This window comes from Gordonia aichiensis (genome assembly GCF_039946255.1).
GTDB lineage: Bacteria > Actinomycetota > Actinomycetes > Mycobacteriales > Mycobacteriaceae > Gordonia > Gordonia aichiensis_A.
Genome location: NZ_JBCDWL010000003.1, coordinates 304,406 through 320,672 on the forward strand (window position 1 = coordinate 304,406; position 16,267 = coordinate 320,672).

Sequence of the window (16,267 nt, forward strand, 5' to 3'; positions counted from 1 at the left end):
ACCGGCCGGTCGCGCTCACAGCCCCGCGTCGTCGGCGATGCGGGTGGCCGTCTCGACGATCGCGTCGATGCGCTCGGCGGTCGGGGTGCCCGCCGCCGCCCGGTTGCGCGGCTCGTCGAGCGCCCGGCGCATCACGCCCTCGGCGATCGAGGCCAGCTTCCACAGCCCCAGCACCTGCCAGTACCGCAGCGCCCGCTCGTCGCGCCCGGTCAACCGCAGGTACTCGGCGGCCAACTCGTCTCGACGGGGGAACCCGTCGAGGGTGCTGGCGGTCAGCTCGCCGCCCAGCCCCTCTCCCGGTTCGGGCCAGTACGCGAGCAGACTGCCCATGTCGGCCAGCGGCTCTCCGAGCGTCGACAGCTCCCAGTCCAGGGCCGCCACCACCTCGCCGCACGCGGCCCGACCGCCGTCGCCGAGGGTCCGCGCCACCAGCACATTGCTCAGGTTGAAGTCGCCGTGCACCAGCGTGGTCTCGGTCTGCTCGGGGACGGCCGCCTCCAGCCGACGCGTCAGGGCGTCGAACGCGGGCAGTTCGCGGGTCTTGGCCTGCTCCCACTGCCGGGCCCATCGGCGCAGCTGTCGTTCGGCGTACGGGCTCCGGCTCGCCAGATCGGCCAGCCCGACCGACTCGAGGTCGACCGCGTGGATGCGGGCGAGGACCGCGGGCATCGACATGCCGATGGCGCGGCGATGGGCCGGCGACAAGTCCTCGGCCACCGACCGGCGGTCGACGGCCACCGACCGTCGATGTACTCCATCGCGACCAGCGGGGCACCGGTGACCGCGACGGACCCGACGCGCGTCGTCTCGTCGGCCACCCCGTAGATCTGCGGCACCGGCACGTCGGTGTCGGCCAGCGAGGCGAGGATCCGCGCCTCCCGTCCGATATCGTGCGCCGAGGCCAGCAGGTGGCCCAGCGGCGGTCGGCGCAGCACCCAGCGGCGGCCGCGCTCGTCGACGGCCAGGTACGTCAGGTTCGACTGCCCGAGCCCGATGCGGGTCAGGGTCGGCGTCCCCGCGACGTCGTGCCCCAGCGTGCGCAGCCACCCGGCCACCGCGTCCGCGGCGATGCCCGGGGTGGCCGCCGCGTCCGGACGTTCAGCCACGGGTCCACGCCTCCTCCCGGAACGCCCCGGGCGCCCCGAGCCGCTGACCGCCGTCGAGGACCATCGATTCGCCGGTGATCCAGGCGGCCGCGTCGGAGGCCAGATAGGCGACCGCGGCGCCGATGTCGTCGGGCTCCCCGATCCGGCCCGCGGCGGTCAGCGCGTCCACCGCCTCCTCGTGCTCCTTCCACAACGCCTCGGACAGCTTGGTTCGGACCACCCCGGGGCACACGCTGTTGACCCGGACCCGCGGCGACAGCTCCAGCGCCAACTGCTCGGTGACGTAGATCAGCGCCGCCTTGGACGCGTTGTAGACGCCCAACCCCGCCTCGTGGACCATGCCGCCGATCGAGGCGGTGTTGATCACCACCCCGCCCTTCTCGCGCATGGCGGCGTCCAACGCCAAGGAGGTCCACAGGATCGGGGCCCACAGGTTCACCTCGAAGGTCTTGGTGAACCGAGCGCGGTCCTGCGCGATCAACGGTCCGTAGGCCGGGTTGGTCCCGACGTTGTTGACCAGGATGTCCAGGCCGCCGAACCGCTCGACGGTCGCCGCGACGGCCGCACGCGCCTGCTCCTCGTCGACGGCGTGCGCGCCGATCCCCACAGCGGTTCCGGGCCCGGCGACCTGCGCCGCCGCGGCCTGCGCGGCCTCGGCGGTGCGGGCGGTCAGCACCACGTCGGCCCCGGCGGCCGCCAGATGCTGCGCGACCGACAGGCCGATGCCGCGCGAGGCCCCGGTGACCAGTGCGGTCCGCCCCGACAGGTCCGTCGTCATGACTACATCCCCTCCGGCCGGTCGGCGCGGTAGCGGCCCAGCTCCTGGCGGGCGATGGCCCGCTTGTGCACCTCGTCGGGGCCGTCGGCGAGGCGCAGCGTCCGCATGCCCGCCCAGCTCATGGCGAGCGGGAAGTCGTCGGTGACGCCGCCTGCGCCGTGCACCTGAATGGCGCGGTCGAGCACCTTCAACGCCATCTCCGGAGCGGCGATCTTGATCGCGGCGATCTCCATCTTCGCCTCCTTGTTGCCGACGGTGTCCATCATGTGGGCGGCCTTGAGCGTGAGCAGTCGCGCCATCTCGATCTCGATGCGCGACTCGGCGATCCAGTCCTGGATGTTGGCGTTGTCGGCGACCGGCTTGCCGAAGGTCACGCGCGACTGCGCCCGGCGGCACATCATCTCCAGGGCGCGTTCGGCCATGCCGATCGCGCGCATCGCGTGATGGATGCGACCCGGTCCGAGGCGCGCCTGGCTGATCGCGAACCCCTCGCCCTCGCCCTTGAGCACGTCCCCGGCCGGCACCCAGACGTCCTTGAAGTCGATCTCGGCGTGCCCCTCACGGTCCTGGTAACCGAAGACCGGCAGTCCGCGCAGCACCGTGACGCCCGGAGCGTCGATCGGCACCACCATCATCGACTGCTGGCGGTGCACCGGCGCCGTCGGATCGGTCTTGCCCATCACGATCATGACCTTGCAGTTGGCGTGCAGGGCGTTGGACGCGAACCACTTGCGGCCGTTGAGGACGTAGCCGTCGCCGTCGCGGACCATCGCCAGCTCGACGTTGGTCGCGTCCGAGCTGGCGACCGCCGGCTCGGTCATTGCGAACGCGGAGGCCATCTCACCGGCCAGCAGCGGCGCCAGGTACTTCTCCTTGTGCTCCTCGGTGCCGAACAGTTCCAGCACCTCCATGTTGCCGGTGTCGGGCGCGTTGCAGTTGCACGCCTCGGGTGCGATGTGGACGCTGCGGCCCATGATCTCGGCGAGCGGTGCGTACTCGAGGTTGGTCAGGCCCACGCCCGACGACGGGTGCGGGTGGAACAGATTCCACAGGCCGCGACGACGCGCCTCGGCCTTCAGATCCTCGAGGATCTGCGGCTGGTGATGCGGATTCCCCGACTCGGCCATCTGCTGGGCGTAGACCGCCTCGGCCGGATAGACGTGCGAGTCCATGAAGGAGAGCAGCTCTTCGCTCAGCTTCTGGGTGCGCTCGGACATCTCGAAGATGCTGGTCATCATGACTCCTGGTGTTCGGTGGGTTGTGAGGGAAGCGGAGCGAACCGGGGCGGCCGCCGGTCGAGGTGACTGGACACCCCTTCGGCCGCGTCCGGCGAGTGGAAGGCCGCGAGCATGTGCTCGTCGGCGCGTCGGGCGACGGTCGGGAGGTCGGTCGGTACGCCGGGTTCGCCGTCGACGTCCTGCCGCAGCTGCGCCTTGATCACCGCCATCGACCGGGGTGAGCAGTTGCGGGCGAGGTCGGCGGCGTAATCGAGGGCGGCCGCGACCACGTCGTCGGCGAGGTGGTCGAGCAGACCGATGCGCAATGCCTCCGGCGCCTCGACCAGGCGCGCCGAGAGCAGCAGGTCCGCCGCGCGGCTGCGTCCGACCGTCGCCGCGCGCAGCGTGGTGGTGCCGTACTCGGCGATCAGCCCGCGGCGGGCGAACGCGGTGGTGAACCTGGCCGCCGGCGAGCCGAACCGGACGTCGAAGTGGAGGACCTGCGCCAACGCCATGCCGGCGACCGCGCCGTTGATCGCGCCGATCAGCGGTTTGCGCAGCCCGCGGGCGGTGTCGGCGGGACGGCGTGCGGCCAGATCGGCGGCCGTGCGCTCACCGACGGTGGCCAGGCCGGCCAGATCGGCCCCCGCGCAGAAGCCGCGGCCGGCGCCGGTCACCACGACCGCGCGCACCTCCGGGTCCGCATCGGCCCGGTCCAGGAGGTCGAAGTAGCGCGTCTCCACCTCCTGGTTCCAGGCGTTGAGCTTGTCGGGGCGATTGAGGGTCAGCAGCAGCACCGGCCCGTGCCGCTCGGCGAGGACGGGCGCCTCGGGAGCCGAGGTGTACGCGTCGGCGGGGGTCGTCATCGAGCGGGCCCGTCGGCCGTGGCGAGCAGCGATGCCTGATAGCGACGCATGCCGCGCAGCCAGCGGTCGTAGTCGGAGGCCTTCTGCTGGTACATGTCCCGAACGTTGGCGTGAGGCAGGATCAGGAAGCGTTCGTCGCCGAGCGCCTCGATCACCGTGGCCGCCGCCTGGTCGGGCGTCAGCACGTCGCCGGCCGAGGTGACGGCGCGGGTGGCCGCCTCCCCCAGCGGATCGCCGGAGTTCTCGCCCTCGCGCATCAGCTTCGTCTCCACTCCCATCGGGCACAGGCAGCTCACCCGCACCCCGCGGTCGCCGTACGTCACCGACAGCCATTCGGCGAAGCTGACCGCGGCGTGCTTGCTCACCGCATACCCGGCCGAGCCGATCTGTGTCAGCAGTCCCGCAGCCGAGGCGGTGGTGATGAAGTAACCCTCGCCGCGCTCGAGCCACCCGGGCAGGAGTTGCTGCGCGGCGCGGATGTGGGCCCGCAGGTTCACGTCGAGCACCCGGTCCCACTGCGCCTCGGTCAGGTCCAACCCCGGGCCACCGGTGATCCCGGCGTTGGCGAAGTACATGTCGACCGGGCCGAACTCGGCCTGCGCCCGAGCGATCAGGCCGGCGATCACCTCGGTGCGCGCGGTGTCCCCGCTCTCCGCGATCGCGCGGCCGGGATGATCGTCGTTGATCCGCGCCGCGGCCGCGGCGGCGGCGTCGCCATCGAGGTCGGCGAGCAGCACGCGCGCGCCCCGCGCCGCGAGCGCGGCGCCGATCGCCGAACCGATGCCTCCGCCGCCGCCGGTGACGATGGCGACTCTGTCTTCGATCTGCATGCTGGGGTCCTCTCGGTCGATGTGAGCGCGACGGCCGGACGCACCGCGGTGCGGGTCGGGGACGTCGGGCCCGGGTCAGTGAGCTCTGGATCGGGTCGGGTCAGCGCCTGCCGTCGGAGATCAGTCGGCGGGGAGCCTCGATGCCGAATCGGTCCGCCAGTCGGCTCTCGGTCTCTGCCGCGGACGTGTGCAGGATGCCCGCGATGCCCAGGCGCGCGGCACCGTCGAGGTTCTGCTGTAGGTCGTCGATCATCACGGCCGACTGCGGCCGTACCTCGAGGAGACGGCACGCCTCCTGGTAGATGCGCCGCGAAGGCTTGCGTACTCCCAGCTCGGAGGAGATGACGACCTCGTCGGCCAGGCTGGTCAGGTCGAAGCCCGCATAGCAGTCCCGACCGAAGGCGTTGGAGACCAAGGCCACCGGGGTCCCGGCCCGGCGCAGGCGATCGACCAGGTCCAGCATCTGCTCGTCCGGACGCAGCCGAGACTGCATCCGCGCCTGCAGGCCGGCGGCCTCGACCTCGACGCCGTGCGCCCGGAGCCGACCGGCGAAGCCCTGCTCGAAGGCGTCGGCGTCGATCCGCCCGGACTCGTGATCGGCGAGCAGCGCTTTGGACTCGGCGTCGCCGGCGAGCAGTCGGATGGGCAGTCCCGGATCGCCCAGCTCCGCGCCGAACTCGCTGAAGGCGTCGATCACCGACGTCGTCAGCACACCGCCGAAGTCGACGAGGACGGCGTCGACGACGCCTCGGGCGGCGACTGTCATCGCCGGCCCCCGATCGATCGCCGACTCCTTGCGCGCTCACTTCCCGGCACCACGTACCCCACCCTTCTCGACTTCATCGGACTGGTCCGCAGCCACCCGACGGTGACCGACATCACGGACACTACCCATAGTTGAAGTTGACGTCAAGATTATTTTCACCCACGCAGCCGAAGGGGGCAACATGTGACTGTCGACACCTTCACGCCGTGACACGGCTCTCATCACACGTTAATCTTGAATTTGTCTTCATATTCATTTTCATGATTCCCGTCGCTCGGCAGGAGGCCGCCAATGCCCAACGTCATCGATCCCGTCCGCTCCTGGGCCGCCACCGCACCCGATGCCGTCGCCATCCGCGCCGACGACACCGTCTGGACCTACGGAACCCTGCTGGCCGATGCGCTCGGGTTCGGCGCCTCCCTGGTCGCCGACGGGGTGGCCGCCGGCGATCGCCTCGTGCTCGCCGCGCCGACGGCGCCCGAGTTCGTGATCGCCTACCTCGGCGCCCAGGCCGTGGGCGCGATCGTGGTACCGGTCAACACGATGGCCACCGCCGATGAACTGCGCTACTTCCTCGACGACTCCGGCGCCCGCCTCATGCTGGCCCACCACGCGCTGGGCCCGGCCGCCGCGCAGGCCGCGTCGCGTGAGATCCCGCTGCGCACCCTCGGCCCGATGCAGCCGGGCGAGCAGGCCGGACACGGTGAGGTGCCGATCGCCGACCGCCCCGCCGACGAGACCTGCGCCCTGCTGTACACCTCCGGAACCACCGGTCGTCCGAAGGGCGCGCAGCTCACCGTCGGCAATCTGCTGGCCGCAGGCGAGATCGGTGCCGCCGGGGCGCGCGGCACCGCCGCCGACCGCACCGGCACGGGCCTGCCGCTGTTCCACGTCTTCGGTCAGGCGTCGGTGATGATGTCGACCTTCGTGGGCGGCGGCTCGCTGTCGCTGCTGGCCCGCTTCGATCCGGTGGAGATGCTGGCGATGCTGCGCCGCGACCGGCTCACCATCATGTGCGGGGTGCCGACGATGTGGAACGCCATGCTCCACGCGGCCTCGGACGCCTCCCCGGCCGACTTCGCGAGCCTGCGCGTGGCGGTATCCGGCGGTGCGTCGTTGCCCGGCGCCGTCGCCGCCGCCTTCGAGGAGAAGTTCGGCTGCACCCTGCTGGAGGGGTACGGGCTCACCGAGACCACCGCGATCGCGACCTTCAACGACATCGACCGGGGCGGCAAGATCGGCAGCGTCGGCGGTCCGATGCCCCGCATGTCGGTCCAGGTCCGCGACCCCGGCGACGGGCATCCGCTTCCCGCCGGCGAGGTCGGCGAGGTCTTCGTGGCCGGCCCGACCGTCACCACCGGGTACTGGAATCGACCCGACGCGACCGCGGCGACGATCACCCCGGACGGCTGGCTGCGGACCGGCGACCTCGGAGTGCTGGACGCCGACGGCGACCTGCGCATCGTCGACCGACTCAAGGACCTGATCATCCACGGCGGCTACAACGTCTATCCCGGCGAGGTGGAGGAGGTCCTGTACCGGCATCCCGACATCGTCGAGGCCGCGGTGATCGGCATTCCCGACGATCACTACGGCGAGCAGGTGGCCGCGCTGATCGTCACCGCCGAGGGCTCCGCGCTCGACGCCGCCGGAGTGGACGCCTGGACCCGTGAGCACCTGTCGGCGTACAAGATCCCCCGCGTCGTCCGCTTCGCCGATGCCCTGCCCAAGGGATCGACCGGCAAGATCTTGAAGCGGGCGATCGACCGCGACCTGTTCGTCGAGCCGGCCGGGAACTGACTCCGACGACACCGCCGAACGACGATGCCCGCTCACCGCATTTCAGCGGTGAGCGGGCATCGTCGTTCGGGGCGGGTGGGGTCCGATCAGGGCGTCTCGCGGATCAGCAGCGCATTGGCCCACAGGCGGGCGGCGGTCGCGGCCAGCGTGTCCAGATCGGTCCGCGGGAACTCGCCGAGCTGGACGTCGGCCACGAAGTACGAGAACGCGAGTCGGCTGATCATTCCCGACAGGATGCTCGAGGCCAGCTCCGGATCGACCGTGCGGTCGGCCAGGCCGCGCTCCTGCAGTTCGGCGATCCCCCGCGCATTGCGCGCGATGAAGGCCTTGGCCCGGTCGTTGCGCAGCCGGCGGAACTCCGGCGCGATGTTGGCCACCTGCTCGAGGACCGCCATCAATCGCGCATTGCCGCGATAGGCCTCGAGGTAGGCGCGGGTGCTGGCCTCGATCACCGCTCGCGGATCGTCCTGCTCGGTCACATGCGGGACGCCGGGATGGAGCATCTCCTCGCGCGCACGATCCATCACCGCGGCGAAGATCTGCTCCTTGGTCTCGAAGTACGTGTAGAACGTACCGGCCGAGCACCCGGCCTCGGTGGTGATGTCGATCAGTCGCGCGTCCAGGAAGCCGACCTTCTCGAACACCGTGCGCGCCGCCTCGATCAGGTTCTCCCGGGTACGACGCCCCCGGACGCTCACCGGAGGGTCGGGAACGGTGAACATGCTGGGTGCGGGTCCGTCGGACATGGCGTCCGTTATACCCGATGCTCGTTCACCCGCAGTCCCGCGCGCCTGCACCGCGGCGCCGCGCGACCCCGATCGCCCGACGCCTCCGGCCGGGCTCATGCGACCGCTTCGAGCCCGGGCACCGCCGTCGGGTCGGTCCGCACCGAGGCGGGATTGGTCTCCCGCAGTGCCAGCGCACAGCCCAGCGTGATCACGCTCATCGCCACCACGAAGACCGCGACCAGCGTCGTCGATCCGGTGCTCGCGACGATCGCCGTCATGATCAGCGGGGTGCCGCCGCTGACCGTGATCGCCGCCAGCTGATAGGCCAGCGACAGCCCGGAGTAGCGGATGCGCGGGGCGAAGATCTCGGACATGAACGCCGCCAGCGGCCCGTACGTCATCGACTGGAACACCGCGGCCACGGTGACGGCCACCAGGAACATCGGCAGCGAGGCCGTGTCCACCAGCCAGAAGTACGGGAAGGCCCACACGATCAGCCCGATGGCGCCGACGATCAGCAGCGGACGGCGGCCCACCTGGTCCGATTTGGCGCCCGACCACAGGATGACGCCGGCGCCGACGATGGAGCTCAGCAGGGCCATCGCCAGCAGGCCGTCGTAGCCCATGCCGAGTTCGTTCGTCGCATAGCTGAGCACGCCGGCGATCGAGATGTAGAACACCGAGTTGGTGGCGGCGAGCAGGCCGCAGCCGAGCAGGATCTTGCGCCAGTGGTGTCGGATCACCTCGGCCAGCGGCGCCTTGGCGACGGTCCCGGCACCGGCCGCCTTCTGCGCCACCTCCGCCTGCAGGGCCTTGAAGTCGGGCGTGTCCTCCACCTTGGTCTGGATGTACAGCACCACCGGGAAGAGCACCGCGCTGGCCAGGAAGGGCACACGCCAGCCCCAGCTCAGGAAGGCCTCCGTCGACAACGCCGCGGTGGCCGCCAGGAAGACCACGTTGCCCAGGATCACGCCGAACGGGACGCCCATCTGACCGAAGGTGCCCGCGAAGCCCTTGCGCTTCGGGTCGGCCGACTCCACCAGCAGCAGGACGATGCCACCCCACTGGCCGCCCGCGGCCATGCCCTGCACGAAGCGCAGGAGCACGAGCAGGACCGGCGCGAGGCCGCCGATCATCGCGGCGGACGGCAGCAGCCCGATCAGGAAGGTCGCCGTGCCCATCGCGATCAGGCAGACCACCACGGCGGGCTTGCGTCCGTACTTGTCGCCGTAGTGTCCGGCCACCACCCCGCCGATCGGGCGGGCCACGAAGCCCGCCCAGAAGGTCGCGAACGAGAGCAGGGTGCCCATCAGCGCGGAGGAGTGCGGGAAGAAGACGTGCGGGAAGACCAGCGCGGCCGCGGTTCCGTAGAGGAAGAAGTCGTACCACTCGATCGAGCTGCCGATCAGCCCGGCGGCCATCAGGCGACGCTGCGCTCTGCCGGTCCCGTCGACGGCGGTGGTGGAAGGTGAGTCCATCGGTTGCGTTCCTCTCACGGGATCCGTCGCGGAGCCGATTCCCGAAGTTGCTTTTGATGTCATCTTCAAGTTGAAGACGACTTCAGTTTGCCCAAGGATGCGAGTGTCGTCAATCACATCTCACGAATCGTTGTGCTCCCACGCACATCCATCGAACGGCCGACAGCGAAGGACCGCGCGACGCATCCCGCACAGGTTCCGGTGCCCTGTGCGGGACGCGGCGCGCGGTGCTCGTCGAGCAGTCGGATCAGTCGCGCAGCTCCCTGCGCAGGATCTTGCCGGTCACCGTCTTCGGCAGCTCGTTCCGCACCTCCACGACGTGCGGGACCTTGTACGCCGCCATGTTGGCGCGGCAGAAGGCGATGACCTCGTCGGGATCGACCGGACGGTCGGTGCCGGGACCGAATCCGGCGTTGAGGGAGATCACCGCCTTGACCGTCTCGCCCCGATACCGATCGACCGCCCCCACGACCGCGGCCTCGCGAACCGCCGGATGCGCGTACAGCACGTCCTCCACCTCGCGCGGCCACACCTTGAAGCCGGAGGCGTTGATCTGGTCCTTCTTCCGGTCGACGACGTAGAACCAGCCGGCGGCGTCCATCAGCCCGACGTCGCCGGTGTGGAAGCGGCCGCCGGGCATCGCGTGCGCGGTCTCATCGGGCTTGCCCCAGTAGCCCGCGCACACCTGCGGGCCGGCGACGACGATCTCGCCGACCTCGCCGACCGGCACCACGCGATCGTCGTCGCCGACGATCTCGGCGATCGTGTCCGGTACCGGCGTGCCGATCGAGACCGCACCCGAATCCGCGTCGACCGGCGCCTCCGTTCCGAACGGAACGGTTATCGCCGGACTGTTGGTCTCGGTGAGCCCGTAGCCGTTGTGGATGTAGTGGCCGAACTTGGCACGGAAGGCCTCCAACGCCGCCTTCGGGACCGGCGCCCCGCCGGAGAAGACCGCCTCCAGACTCGCCAGCTGATCTCGGGTGACCTCGTCGTTCGCGGTCCAGGCGATGAACACCGTGATCGCACCGATGATGCTGGTGGCGCCGTGCTCGGCGATCGCCTCGGCCGCGACCACCGGATGGAACCGGCAGGTCAGGATGGCCGGCGAGCGGGTGAGGATCGGCGCGGCGAGATGCCCGATCAGGCCGGTGATGTGGAACAGCGGCGCCACCGCGAACATGCCGCCGCCGGGCCGCATGTTCACGTTGTCGCGGTACACCTGAGCGGTGAAGACCACGTTGGCGTGGGTGCTCATCGACCCCTTGGGCGGACCCGTGGTCCCCGAGGTGTACGGCAGGTAGGCCAGATCGTCGGGGGCGAGGGCGACCGGCTCGGGTCGACGGCCGCGGTGGCGTTCGAGGTCGTCGAGCAGGTCGGCGTCACCGCCGCCGCGGCGACGCTGCACGGCCGCGAACACCCGCGGATCGTCGCGCGTCTGCAGGTCGAGCTCCGAGGTGGTCCAGACCGTACGCACGGCGGTCGACTCGGCGCCCGCGCCGACCTCGTCGACGACCGATTCCAGGCAGATCACCGCCACCGCGCCGCTGTCGGCGAAGATCCCAGCGAGTTCGCGACGCTTGTACATCGGATTGATCGGCACCGGTACCGCCCCGATCTTCCAGGCCGCCACCACGGCCAGGAAGTACTGCGGCACGTTCTGCAGCACCACCGCGATCCGGTCGCCGCACCCGATCCCCCGCTCCGTCATGGCGACGGCCAGCGCGTCGGAGGCCTCGTCGACCTCGCGATAGGTCAGCGTCCCATCGAAGTACCGCACCAGCGGATCATCGGGCGCGGTCGCGGCGATCGCGCGGAACATCGCCAGCGCCGTCGGATACTCCTCGGGCAGGCTCCGCGGGCTGCCCGGTTCCGGACCGGAGCGACTCGAGCGCCCGGCGCCAACGGTCACGACGCGGCCTCGAAGTAGCGGCGGGGATTGTCGACCATCATCGTCGCGATCTGCTCATCGGTGACGCCGCGGTCGCGCAGGGCGGGCAGCACGTCGTCGCTGATGTGGGTGAAGTTCCAGTTCGGCACGGCCTGCCTCTTGGCGTCCTCGTCGAACCAGTCGATGAAGCAGGCTGCGTCGTGGGCCAGCACCACCTTCTCGGCGTAGCCGCGCCGCGCGAGTTCGGCCACCGTGTTCACTCGGTCCTCGAACGGAAGCAGCACGTCGAGCCCGAACCGGTCCATTCCCAGGAGCGAGCCGGCGTCGGCGATCTTCATCAGGTAGTCCAGGTCGGTGGAATCCCCCGAGTGTCCGATGACGACCTTCGTCAGATCCGCTCCCTCCTCGGCCAGGACCCGCTGGGCCACCAGCCCCGACCCGGAGGCCGGATGGGTGTGCACCGTGATCGGCACACCGGTCTCCACGTGCGCCTGCGCGACCGCCCGCATCACGCGTTCGACGCCCGGCGTCAGCCCCTGCTCCTCGATCGCGCATTTGAGGAAGGCCGCCTTGACCTCGGTGCCTGCAATGCCCTGGCGGATGTCCTTGACGAACAGTTCGACCATCGGCTCGGGGACGTCGAAGAGCAGCCCGGGTCCGGTGTAGTGGAACTGGAAGGGGATCTCGTTGTAGGTGTAAACGCCAGTCGCTGCGACGATGTTGATGTCCACCTGCTCGGCGATCCGCTGGATCCGCGGGATGTACCGACCCAGCCCGATCACCGTCGGATCGACGATCGTGTCGATCCCCCGGCCCGCGCATTCGCGCAGTTGAGCGACGGCGTCGGCGATCCGCGCGTCCTCGTCGAAGCTGTTGGGGTAGTCGGGATAGTTCTGGCGCAACTCGGTGCCGAGGACGAACACGTGCTCGTGCATGAGCACGTTCCCCAACTCCGCGGTGTCGATGGGGCCGCGAACTGTTTCCACCTGTGACATGCCTTCTCCTCCTATGACCCGCTCACACATGAGACATAATTGGAGTGTGTCTCACGCCACTTCAGCTGTCAACGGTCCGGCTTGCACCGCCGATTCCGGTCGTGAGGTGATGGACCGGTGACCGTTCACAATCCCCGGCGCGAGGCGCTCGACGCGGCGACCCGGCTCTATCTGTCCCAGCGACCGATCGACATGTCGACGCTGGCCGCCGAGCTCGGGATCGGCCGCGCCACGCTGTATCGACACGTCGGCAACCGCGACGCGCTCCTGGCCGACGTCCTCGCCGAGGCCACCGAACGCACCTACGGTCGGGCGATCGCCCGGGCCCGCGGAGCCGGCGCCGCCCGCGTCCTCGACTTCACCGAGCACGTCCTCCGAGCCGTCGACTCCTCCCCCGAACTGCGCGCGCTCACCGCGCGCGAACCCCTCGTGTTCATCCGACTGGCGCTGATGCCGGGCACGATCGAGGACGTCTCGACCCGGCTGACCGCCGAGGTCCTGCGCTGCGAGGCCGAGTCGGGCGCCCTGCGTCTGCCGCTGCCCGCCGAGACACTCGCGCGGGCCATCGTCCGCATCTGCGACGTCCACCTGTACGCGCCGCTGCTGGGCGGCGACGCCGCCGAGATCGACACCGCGCTGTCCCTGGTCGCGCTGCTGCTGCGCGAGCCGGGATAGCCGCCCGGCGGACTCGCGATGCCGCCGAGGTCGGCGGCGTCAGTCGGCGACGGTGTGCGGCAGCTTCACCGACCCCGACGCGACCTTCGCCGGGCGCGAGGGCGGCGGCACCACGGGACCGACGTCGCCGTCGGGCGCGGTGTCGAGGTCGACGATCACCGGGGCGTGATCACTGGGCTTGGTGCCCTTGCGCGCCTTGCGATCGACCCACGCCGCCTGCGTGCGCTCGGCGACCGGGCCGCCGGCGAGGATGAAGTCGATCCGCATCCCGAGGTCCTTGTGGAACATCCCCGCCCGATAGTCCCAGTAGGTGTAGACGCGCTCGTCCGGCCAGCGGTCGCGGACCACGTCCCGCAGACCCAGCGCCTTGAGGTCGGCGAAGGCCTGCCGCTCGGGGACTGTCACGTGGGTGTGGCCGACGAAGGCAGCCGGATCGAAGGCGTCGGCGTCGGTCGGGATGATGTTGTAGTCGCCGCAGATCATCGTCGAATCGGCGTCGGCGGCGACGGACTGGCGGAGCTTGTCGAGCCAGGCGAGCTTGTAGTGATAGTGGTCGGAGTCCACCTCGCGCCCGTTGGGCACGTACACCGAGTGGATGCGGATCCCGTCGCACACCGCCGAGACGGCCCGCCCCTCCGGTTCCGCGCTCGGGTCGGGGAATCCGGGCGCACCGGGGAACGCGACCCGGATGTCGTCCAGGCCGACCCGGCTCAACAGGGCGACACCGTTCCACTGCCCCTGGCCGGCGTGGACGAACTGGTAGCCGCGCGCGGCCAGCTGGTCGCCCAGTTCGTCGGCGAAGACCTCGTCGGAGACCTTGGTCTCCTGCAGGCACACCACGTCCGGGGCACGCTCGTCGAGCCAGGGCAGCAGCCGTGCGGTCCGCTGCTTCACCGAGTTCACATTCCAGGTCGCCACGCGCATGCCGACCACCGTAGTCGGCGGCCCCGACAACCCTCACCGGCACACCCGTCGCAGACCGCCCGAAACCGGCGGGAGCGCGATGGGCTGTCGACCGCCGGTGTAATCCGTGCCACAGTGGTGTCGTGAAGACCGACCTGTCGCAGCGCTCCGTCATCGCCGCCTCGTGGCGGCGGTCCGGTCGCGCCGGGCTGGCCCCGGACACCCGCCCGGTGCCGGTGGTCAGCGATATCGGCGAGGCCGATCCGCTGCTCGACGCTGCCCGACCGGTCCTGGCGCGCGCCGCATCGGTGCTCACCGGTACGGACACCGCGTTGCTTCTGGTCGACAGTCAGTGCCGGATGGTTTCACGGGTCACCGCCGGGTCGACGCTGGAGCGCTGGCTCGAGCAGGCCGGGGCGGTGGAGGGCGCCGGATTCGACGAGACCGAGATGGGCACCACCGCGCTCGGGACCACCGCCGAGGTCCGCGGCGATGTGCTCATCAACGGTCAGGAGCACTACCTCGAGCAGTTCAAGAAGCTCAGTTGCTTCGGCCGTCCGATCATCCATCCGGCGACGCGGCGCCTGGCCGGCATCATCTGCATGACCGAGGTGGCTCCGAAGGTCAATCCGCTGTCGGTGCCGCTGATCCGCGGCCTGGTCGACGACATCGCCGAACGCCTGCTGGATCGGTCGCATTCGGATCATCGTGCCGTGATCGCGGCCTTCCAACAGGCGTCGTCGCGCCGCGATCTGGCGGTCGCCGCGGTCGGCGACGACCTTCAGCTCACCAACGCCCTCGCGGCCGAACTGCTGGCGCCGGGCGATTTCGGCACCCTGCGGACCATGGTCACCGATCCCGCCGCGGGCGAGCGCACGGTGACCCTCGTGTCGGGGATCGCCGCCGACGTCGCCGTCGAGCGCATCGCAGGCGTCCGGCACGCGGCCGTCTTCCGGCTGCGGCCGCGCATCGACCCCGACCGGGTCGGCGGCGGCGCGACCGCGGTCCTGCCGCCGCGTCGGACCGGCGACGAGACGGTCGCGATCTGCGGTGAACCCGGCACCGGCCGCTCGTCCCGGGCCCGAGCACTGCTGCCGGAGGCGGTGCTCGTCGACGTCGCGGCCGGTCTGCTCGACGGCACCGGCCCCGACCTGGTCGGCGCGATCCGCGCCGCCCGGACCGGTGCGCGCGGGCTGATCGTCGACGGCGCCGATCTGCTCGACGACCGGTCGTTGCGGTTGCTCCAGTCGGCGCTCTCGGCCACCGATCCGGGGCCGCCGCCGCTCGTGCTGGTCTCCGAGCCGGTCTCGGGGTCGTCGGCGTTGGCTGCGGCCGTCGCCTGCTGTCGCCGCCGGGTGTCGCTGCCGCCCCTGCGTCAACGCGGCGGTGAACTGGCGTCCCTGGGGCAGCAGACCCTCGAGCGGATCGACCCCGCGCTGCGTCTGGCGCCGGACGCCGCCGACGCTCTCATCTGCCACGAGTGGCCCGGGAACCTCACCGAACTCGGCATCGTGATGGACCAGGCCGCCGCCGCGACCCTTGCCCGCGGCAGCCGACAGGTCACCGCCGCCGATCTGCCCGACGGCTATCGCGCCTCCAGCCGCGCCTCGCGGCTGATGGGCATGGAGCAGGCCGAACGCCAAGCGATCATCGACGCGCTCGACGCCGCCTGCGGCAACAAGTCGCACGCCGCCAAGGCCCTCGGCGTCTCCCGGACCACCCTGTACGCCCGGATCCGAGCCCTCGGCATCAGCCGCTGACCCGGTCGATCTCGATACGCTCGCCGGGCTACTCGATCACCCTGAAAGACGCCTCTCCAGGCCGGTCGAGTAGCCACCGAGCGAAGCGAGGCGGCGTATCGAGACCCGGCGCCCCCGATCTCGATACACTCGCTCCCCCTGAAAGACACCTCCGCAAGGACCCCAGGCTGGTCGAGTAGCCACCGAGCGCAGCGAGGCGGCGTATCGAGACCCCGCACCATCGTCTCGATGCGCTCCCCCGCTCCGCTCCTCCGCTTACTCGACAACCCTGGAAACAGGCCGGTCGAGCAGCCACCGAGCGCAGGGACCCCAGGCCGGTCGAGTAGCCACCGAGCGCAGCGAGGCGGCGTATCTCTAATGGGTATTGGCTGGTCTGGTGCTAGCTGGAAGGCTTGGTTCTAGCTCCTTGTCCGAGTGGGACTGGTGTCGTATGTGCGGCCATCATGGTGGGCTTCGTCTCGACTTGTCAGCTCG

At 70.5% G+C, this 16,267-nt stretch carries 13 protein-coding genes and 1 pseudogene; 3 read left to right on the forward strand and 11 right to left on the reverse strand.

The genetic code is table 11. From position 1 onward, the window contains the following. Positions 1 to 15 precede the first annotated feature (15 nt). The 6 genes and pseudogenes from AAFO60_RS06300 to AAFO60_RS06325 form a co-directional block, all read right to left on the reverse strand. A pseudogene (locus AAFO60_RS06300) lies at positions 16 to 1,106 on the reverse strand (phosphotransferase family protein). Further along, entirely contained in the window at positions 1,099 to 1,884 is a 786-nt protein-coding gene (locus AAFO60_RS06305) for an SDR family oxidoreductase (RefSeq protein ID WP_347955314.1), read from the reverse strand. Before AAFO60_RS06305 ends, AAFO60_RS06300 begins: the two are co-directional and overlap by 8 nt. 2 nt (positions 1,885 to 1,886) lie before the next feature. Further along, on the reverse strand, positions 1,887 to 3,119 hold the full coding sequence (locus tag AAFO60_RS06310) for an acyl-CoA dehydrogenase family protein (protein WP_347955315.1): 1,233 nt from the start codon (positions 3,117 to 3,119) through the stop codon (positions 1,887 to 1,889). Beyond that, a complete protein-coding gene (locus AAFO60_RS06315) occupies positions 3,119 to 3,967 on the reverse strand; it encodes an enoyl-CoA hydratase-related protein (protein WP_347955316.1) in 849 nt (282 codons plus the stop codon). The genes AAFO60_RS06310 and AAFO60_RS06315 overlap by 1 nt, the downstream gene beginning before the upstream one ends. Next, positions 3,964 to 4,797: an SDR family oxidoreductase gene (locus AAFO60_RS06320; RefSeq protein WP_347955317.1), complete on the reverse strand. Its 834-nt coding sequence runs from the start codon at positions 4,795 to 4,797 to the stop codon at positions 3,964 to 3,966. The genes AAFO60_RS06315 and AAFO60_RS06320 overlap by 4 nt, the downstream gene beginning before the upstream one ends. 100 nt (positions 4,798 to 4,897) lie before the next feature. Beyond that, complete coding sequence (locus AAFO60_RS06325; protein WP_347955318.1) at positions 4,898 to 5,563, reverse strand: HAD family hydrolase; 666 nt, start codon at positions 5,561 to 5,563, stop codon at positions 4,898 to 4,900. Positions 5,564 to 5,854: 291 nt separating this feature from the next. On the opposite strand from AAFO60_RS06325, the gene AAFO60_RS06330 reads away from it, so the two are divergent. Beyond that, complete coding sequence (locus AAFO60_RS06330) at positions 5,855 to 7,363, forward strand: AMP-binding protein (protein ID WP_347955319.1); 1,509 nt, start codon at positions 5,855 to 5,857, stop codon at positions 7,361 to 7,363. Between the two features lie 86 nt (positions 7,364 to 7,449). On the opposite strand, the gene AAFO60_RS06335 is transcribed toward AAFO60_RS06330, so the two are convergent. The 4 genes from AAFO60_RS06335 to AAFO60_RS06350 all read right to left on the reverse strand — a co-directional run bounded on the left by AAFO60_RS06335 (position 7,450) and on the right by AAFO60_RS06350 (position 12,455). Then, entirely contained in the window at positions 7,450 to 8,109 is a 660-nt protein-coding gene (locus AAFO60_RS06335; RefSeq protein WP_347955320.1) for a TetR/AcrR family transcriptional regulator, read from the reverse strand. A 95-nt stretch (positions 8,110 to 8,204) separates the two neighbouring features. Further along, a complete protein-coding gene (locus tag AAFO60_RS06340; RefSeq protein ID WP_347955321.1) occupies positions 8,205 to 9,569 on the reverse strand; it encodes an MFS transporter in 1,365 nt (454 codons plus the stop codon). 247 nt (positions 9,570 to 9,816) lie between these two features. Further along, the gene (locus tag AAFO60_RS06345; protein ID WP_347955322.1) at positions 9,817 to 11,481 is read right to left on the reverse strand and encodes an AMP-binding protein; all 1,665 of its coding nucleotides are present in this window, start codon (positions 11,479 to 11,481) and stop codon (positions 9,817 to 9,819) included. Beyond that, positions 11,478 to 12,455, reverse strand: coding sequence for a phosphotriesterase family protein (locus AAFO60_RS06350; protein WP_347955323.1), 978 nt, complete (start codon positions 12,453 to 12,455; stop codon positions 11,478 to 11,480). Before AAFO60_RS06350 ends, AAFO60_RS06345 begins: the two co-directional genes overlap by 4 nt. Before the next feature lie 117 nt (positions 12,456 to 12,572). On the opposite strand from AAFO60_RS06350, the gene AAFO60_RS06355 reads away from it, so the two are divergent. Further along, positions 12,573 to 13,130, forward strand: coding sequence for a QsdR family transcriptional regulator (locus AAFO60_RS06355; protein ID WP_347955324.1), 558 nt, complete (start codon positions 12,573 to 12,575; stop codon positions 13,128 to 13,130). Positions 13,131 to 13,169: 39 nt separating this feature from the next. Here the strand turns inward: AAFO60_RS06355 and AAFO60_RS06360 are convergent, their stop codons facing one another. After that, entirely contained in the window at positions 13,170 to 14,054 is an 885-nt protein-coding gene (locus tag AAFO60_RS06360) for an exodeoxyribonuclease III (protein ID WP_347955325.1), read from the reverse strand. A gap of 122 nt (positions 14,055 to 14,176) precedes the next feature. Here AAFO60_RS06360 and AAFO60_RS06365 point away from each other — a divergent pair, with 122 nt between their 5' ends. Continuing rightward, positions 14,177 to 15,793, forward strand: coding sequence for a sigma-54-dependent Fis family transcriptional regulator (locus tag AAFO60_RS06365; RefSeq protein ID WP_347955326.1), 1,617 nt, complete (start codon positions 14,177 to 14,179; stop codon positions 15,791 to 15,793). Positions 15,794 to 16,267: the final 474 nt, after the last annotated feature.

Coding starts and splice junctions, on each gene's coding strand:
- AAFO60_RS06305 (WP_347955314.1), bottom strand. CDS start 1,884: ATGACGACGGACCTGTCGGGGCGGACCGCACTGGTCACCGGGGCCTCG.
- AAFO60_RS06335 (WP_347955320.1), bottom strand. CDS start 8,109: ATGTCCGACGGACCCGCACCCAGCATGTTCACCGTTCCCGACCCTCCG.
- AAFO60_RS06310 (WP_347955315.1), bottom strand. CDS start 3,119: ATGACCAGCATCTTCGAGATGTCCGAGCGCACCCAGAAGCTGAGCGAA.
- AAFO60_RS06320 (WP_347955317.1), bottom strand. CDS start 4,797: ATGCAGATCGAAGACAGAGTCGCCATCGTCACCGGCGGCGGCGGAGGC.
- AAFO60_RS06350 (WP_347955323.1), bottom strand. CDS start 12,455: ATGTCACAGGTGGAAACAGTTCGCGGCCCCATCGACACCGCGGAGTTG.
- AAFO60_RS06340 (WP_347955321.1), bottom strand. CDS start 9,569: ATGGACTCACCTTCCACCACCGCCGTCGACGGGACCGGCAGAGCGCAG.
- AAFO60_RS06315 (WP_347955316.1), bottom strand. CDS start 3,967: ATGACGACCCCCGCCGACGCGTACACCTCGGCTCCCGAGGCGCCCGTC.
- AAFO60_RS06325 (WP_347955318.1), bottom strand. CDS start 5,563: ATGACAGTCGCCGCCCGAGGCGTCGTCGACGCCGTCCTCGTCGACTTC.
- AAFO60_RS06330 (WP_347955319.1), top strand. CDS start 5,855: ATGCCCAACGTCATCGATCCCGTCCGCTCCTGGGCCGCCACCGCACCC.
- AAFO60_RS06360 (WP_347955325.1), bottom strand. CDS start 14,054: ATGCGCGTGGCGACCTGGAATGTGAACTCGGTGAAGCAGCGGACCGCA.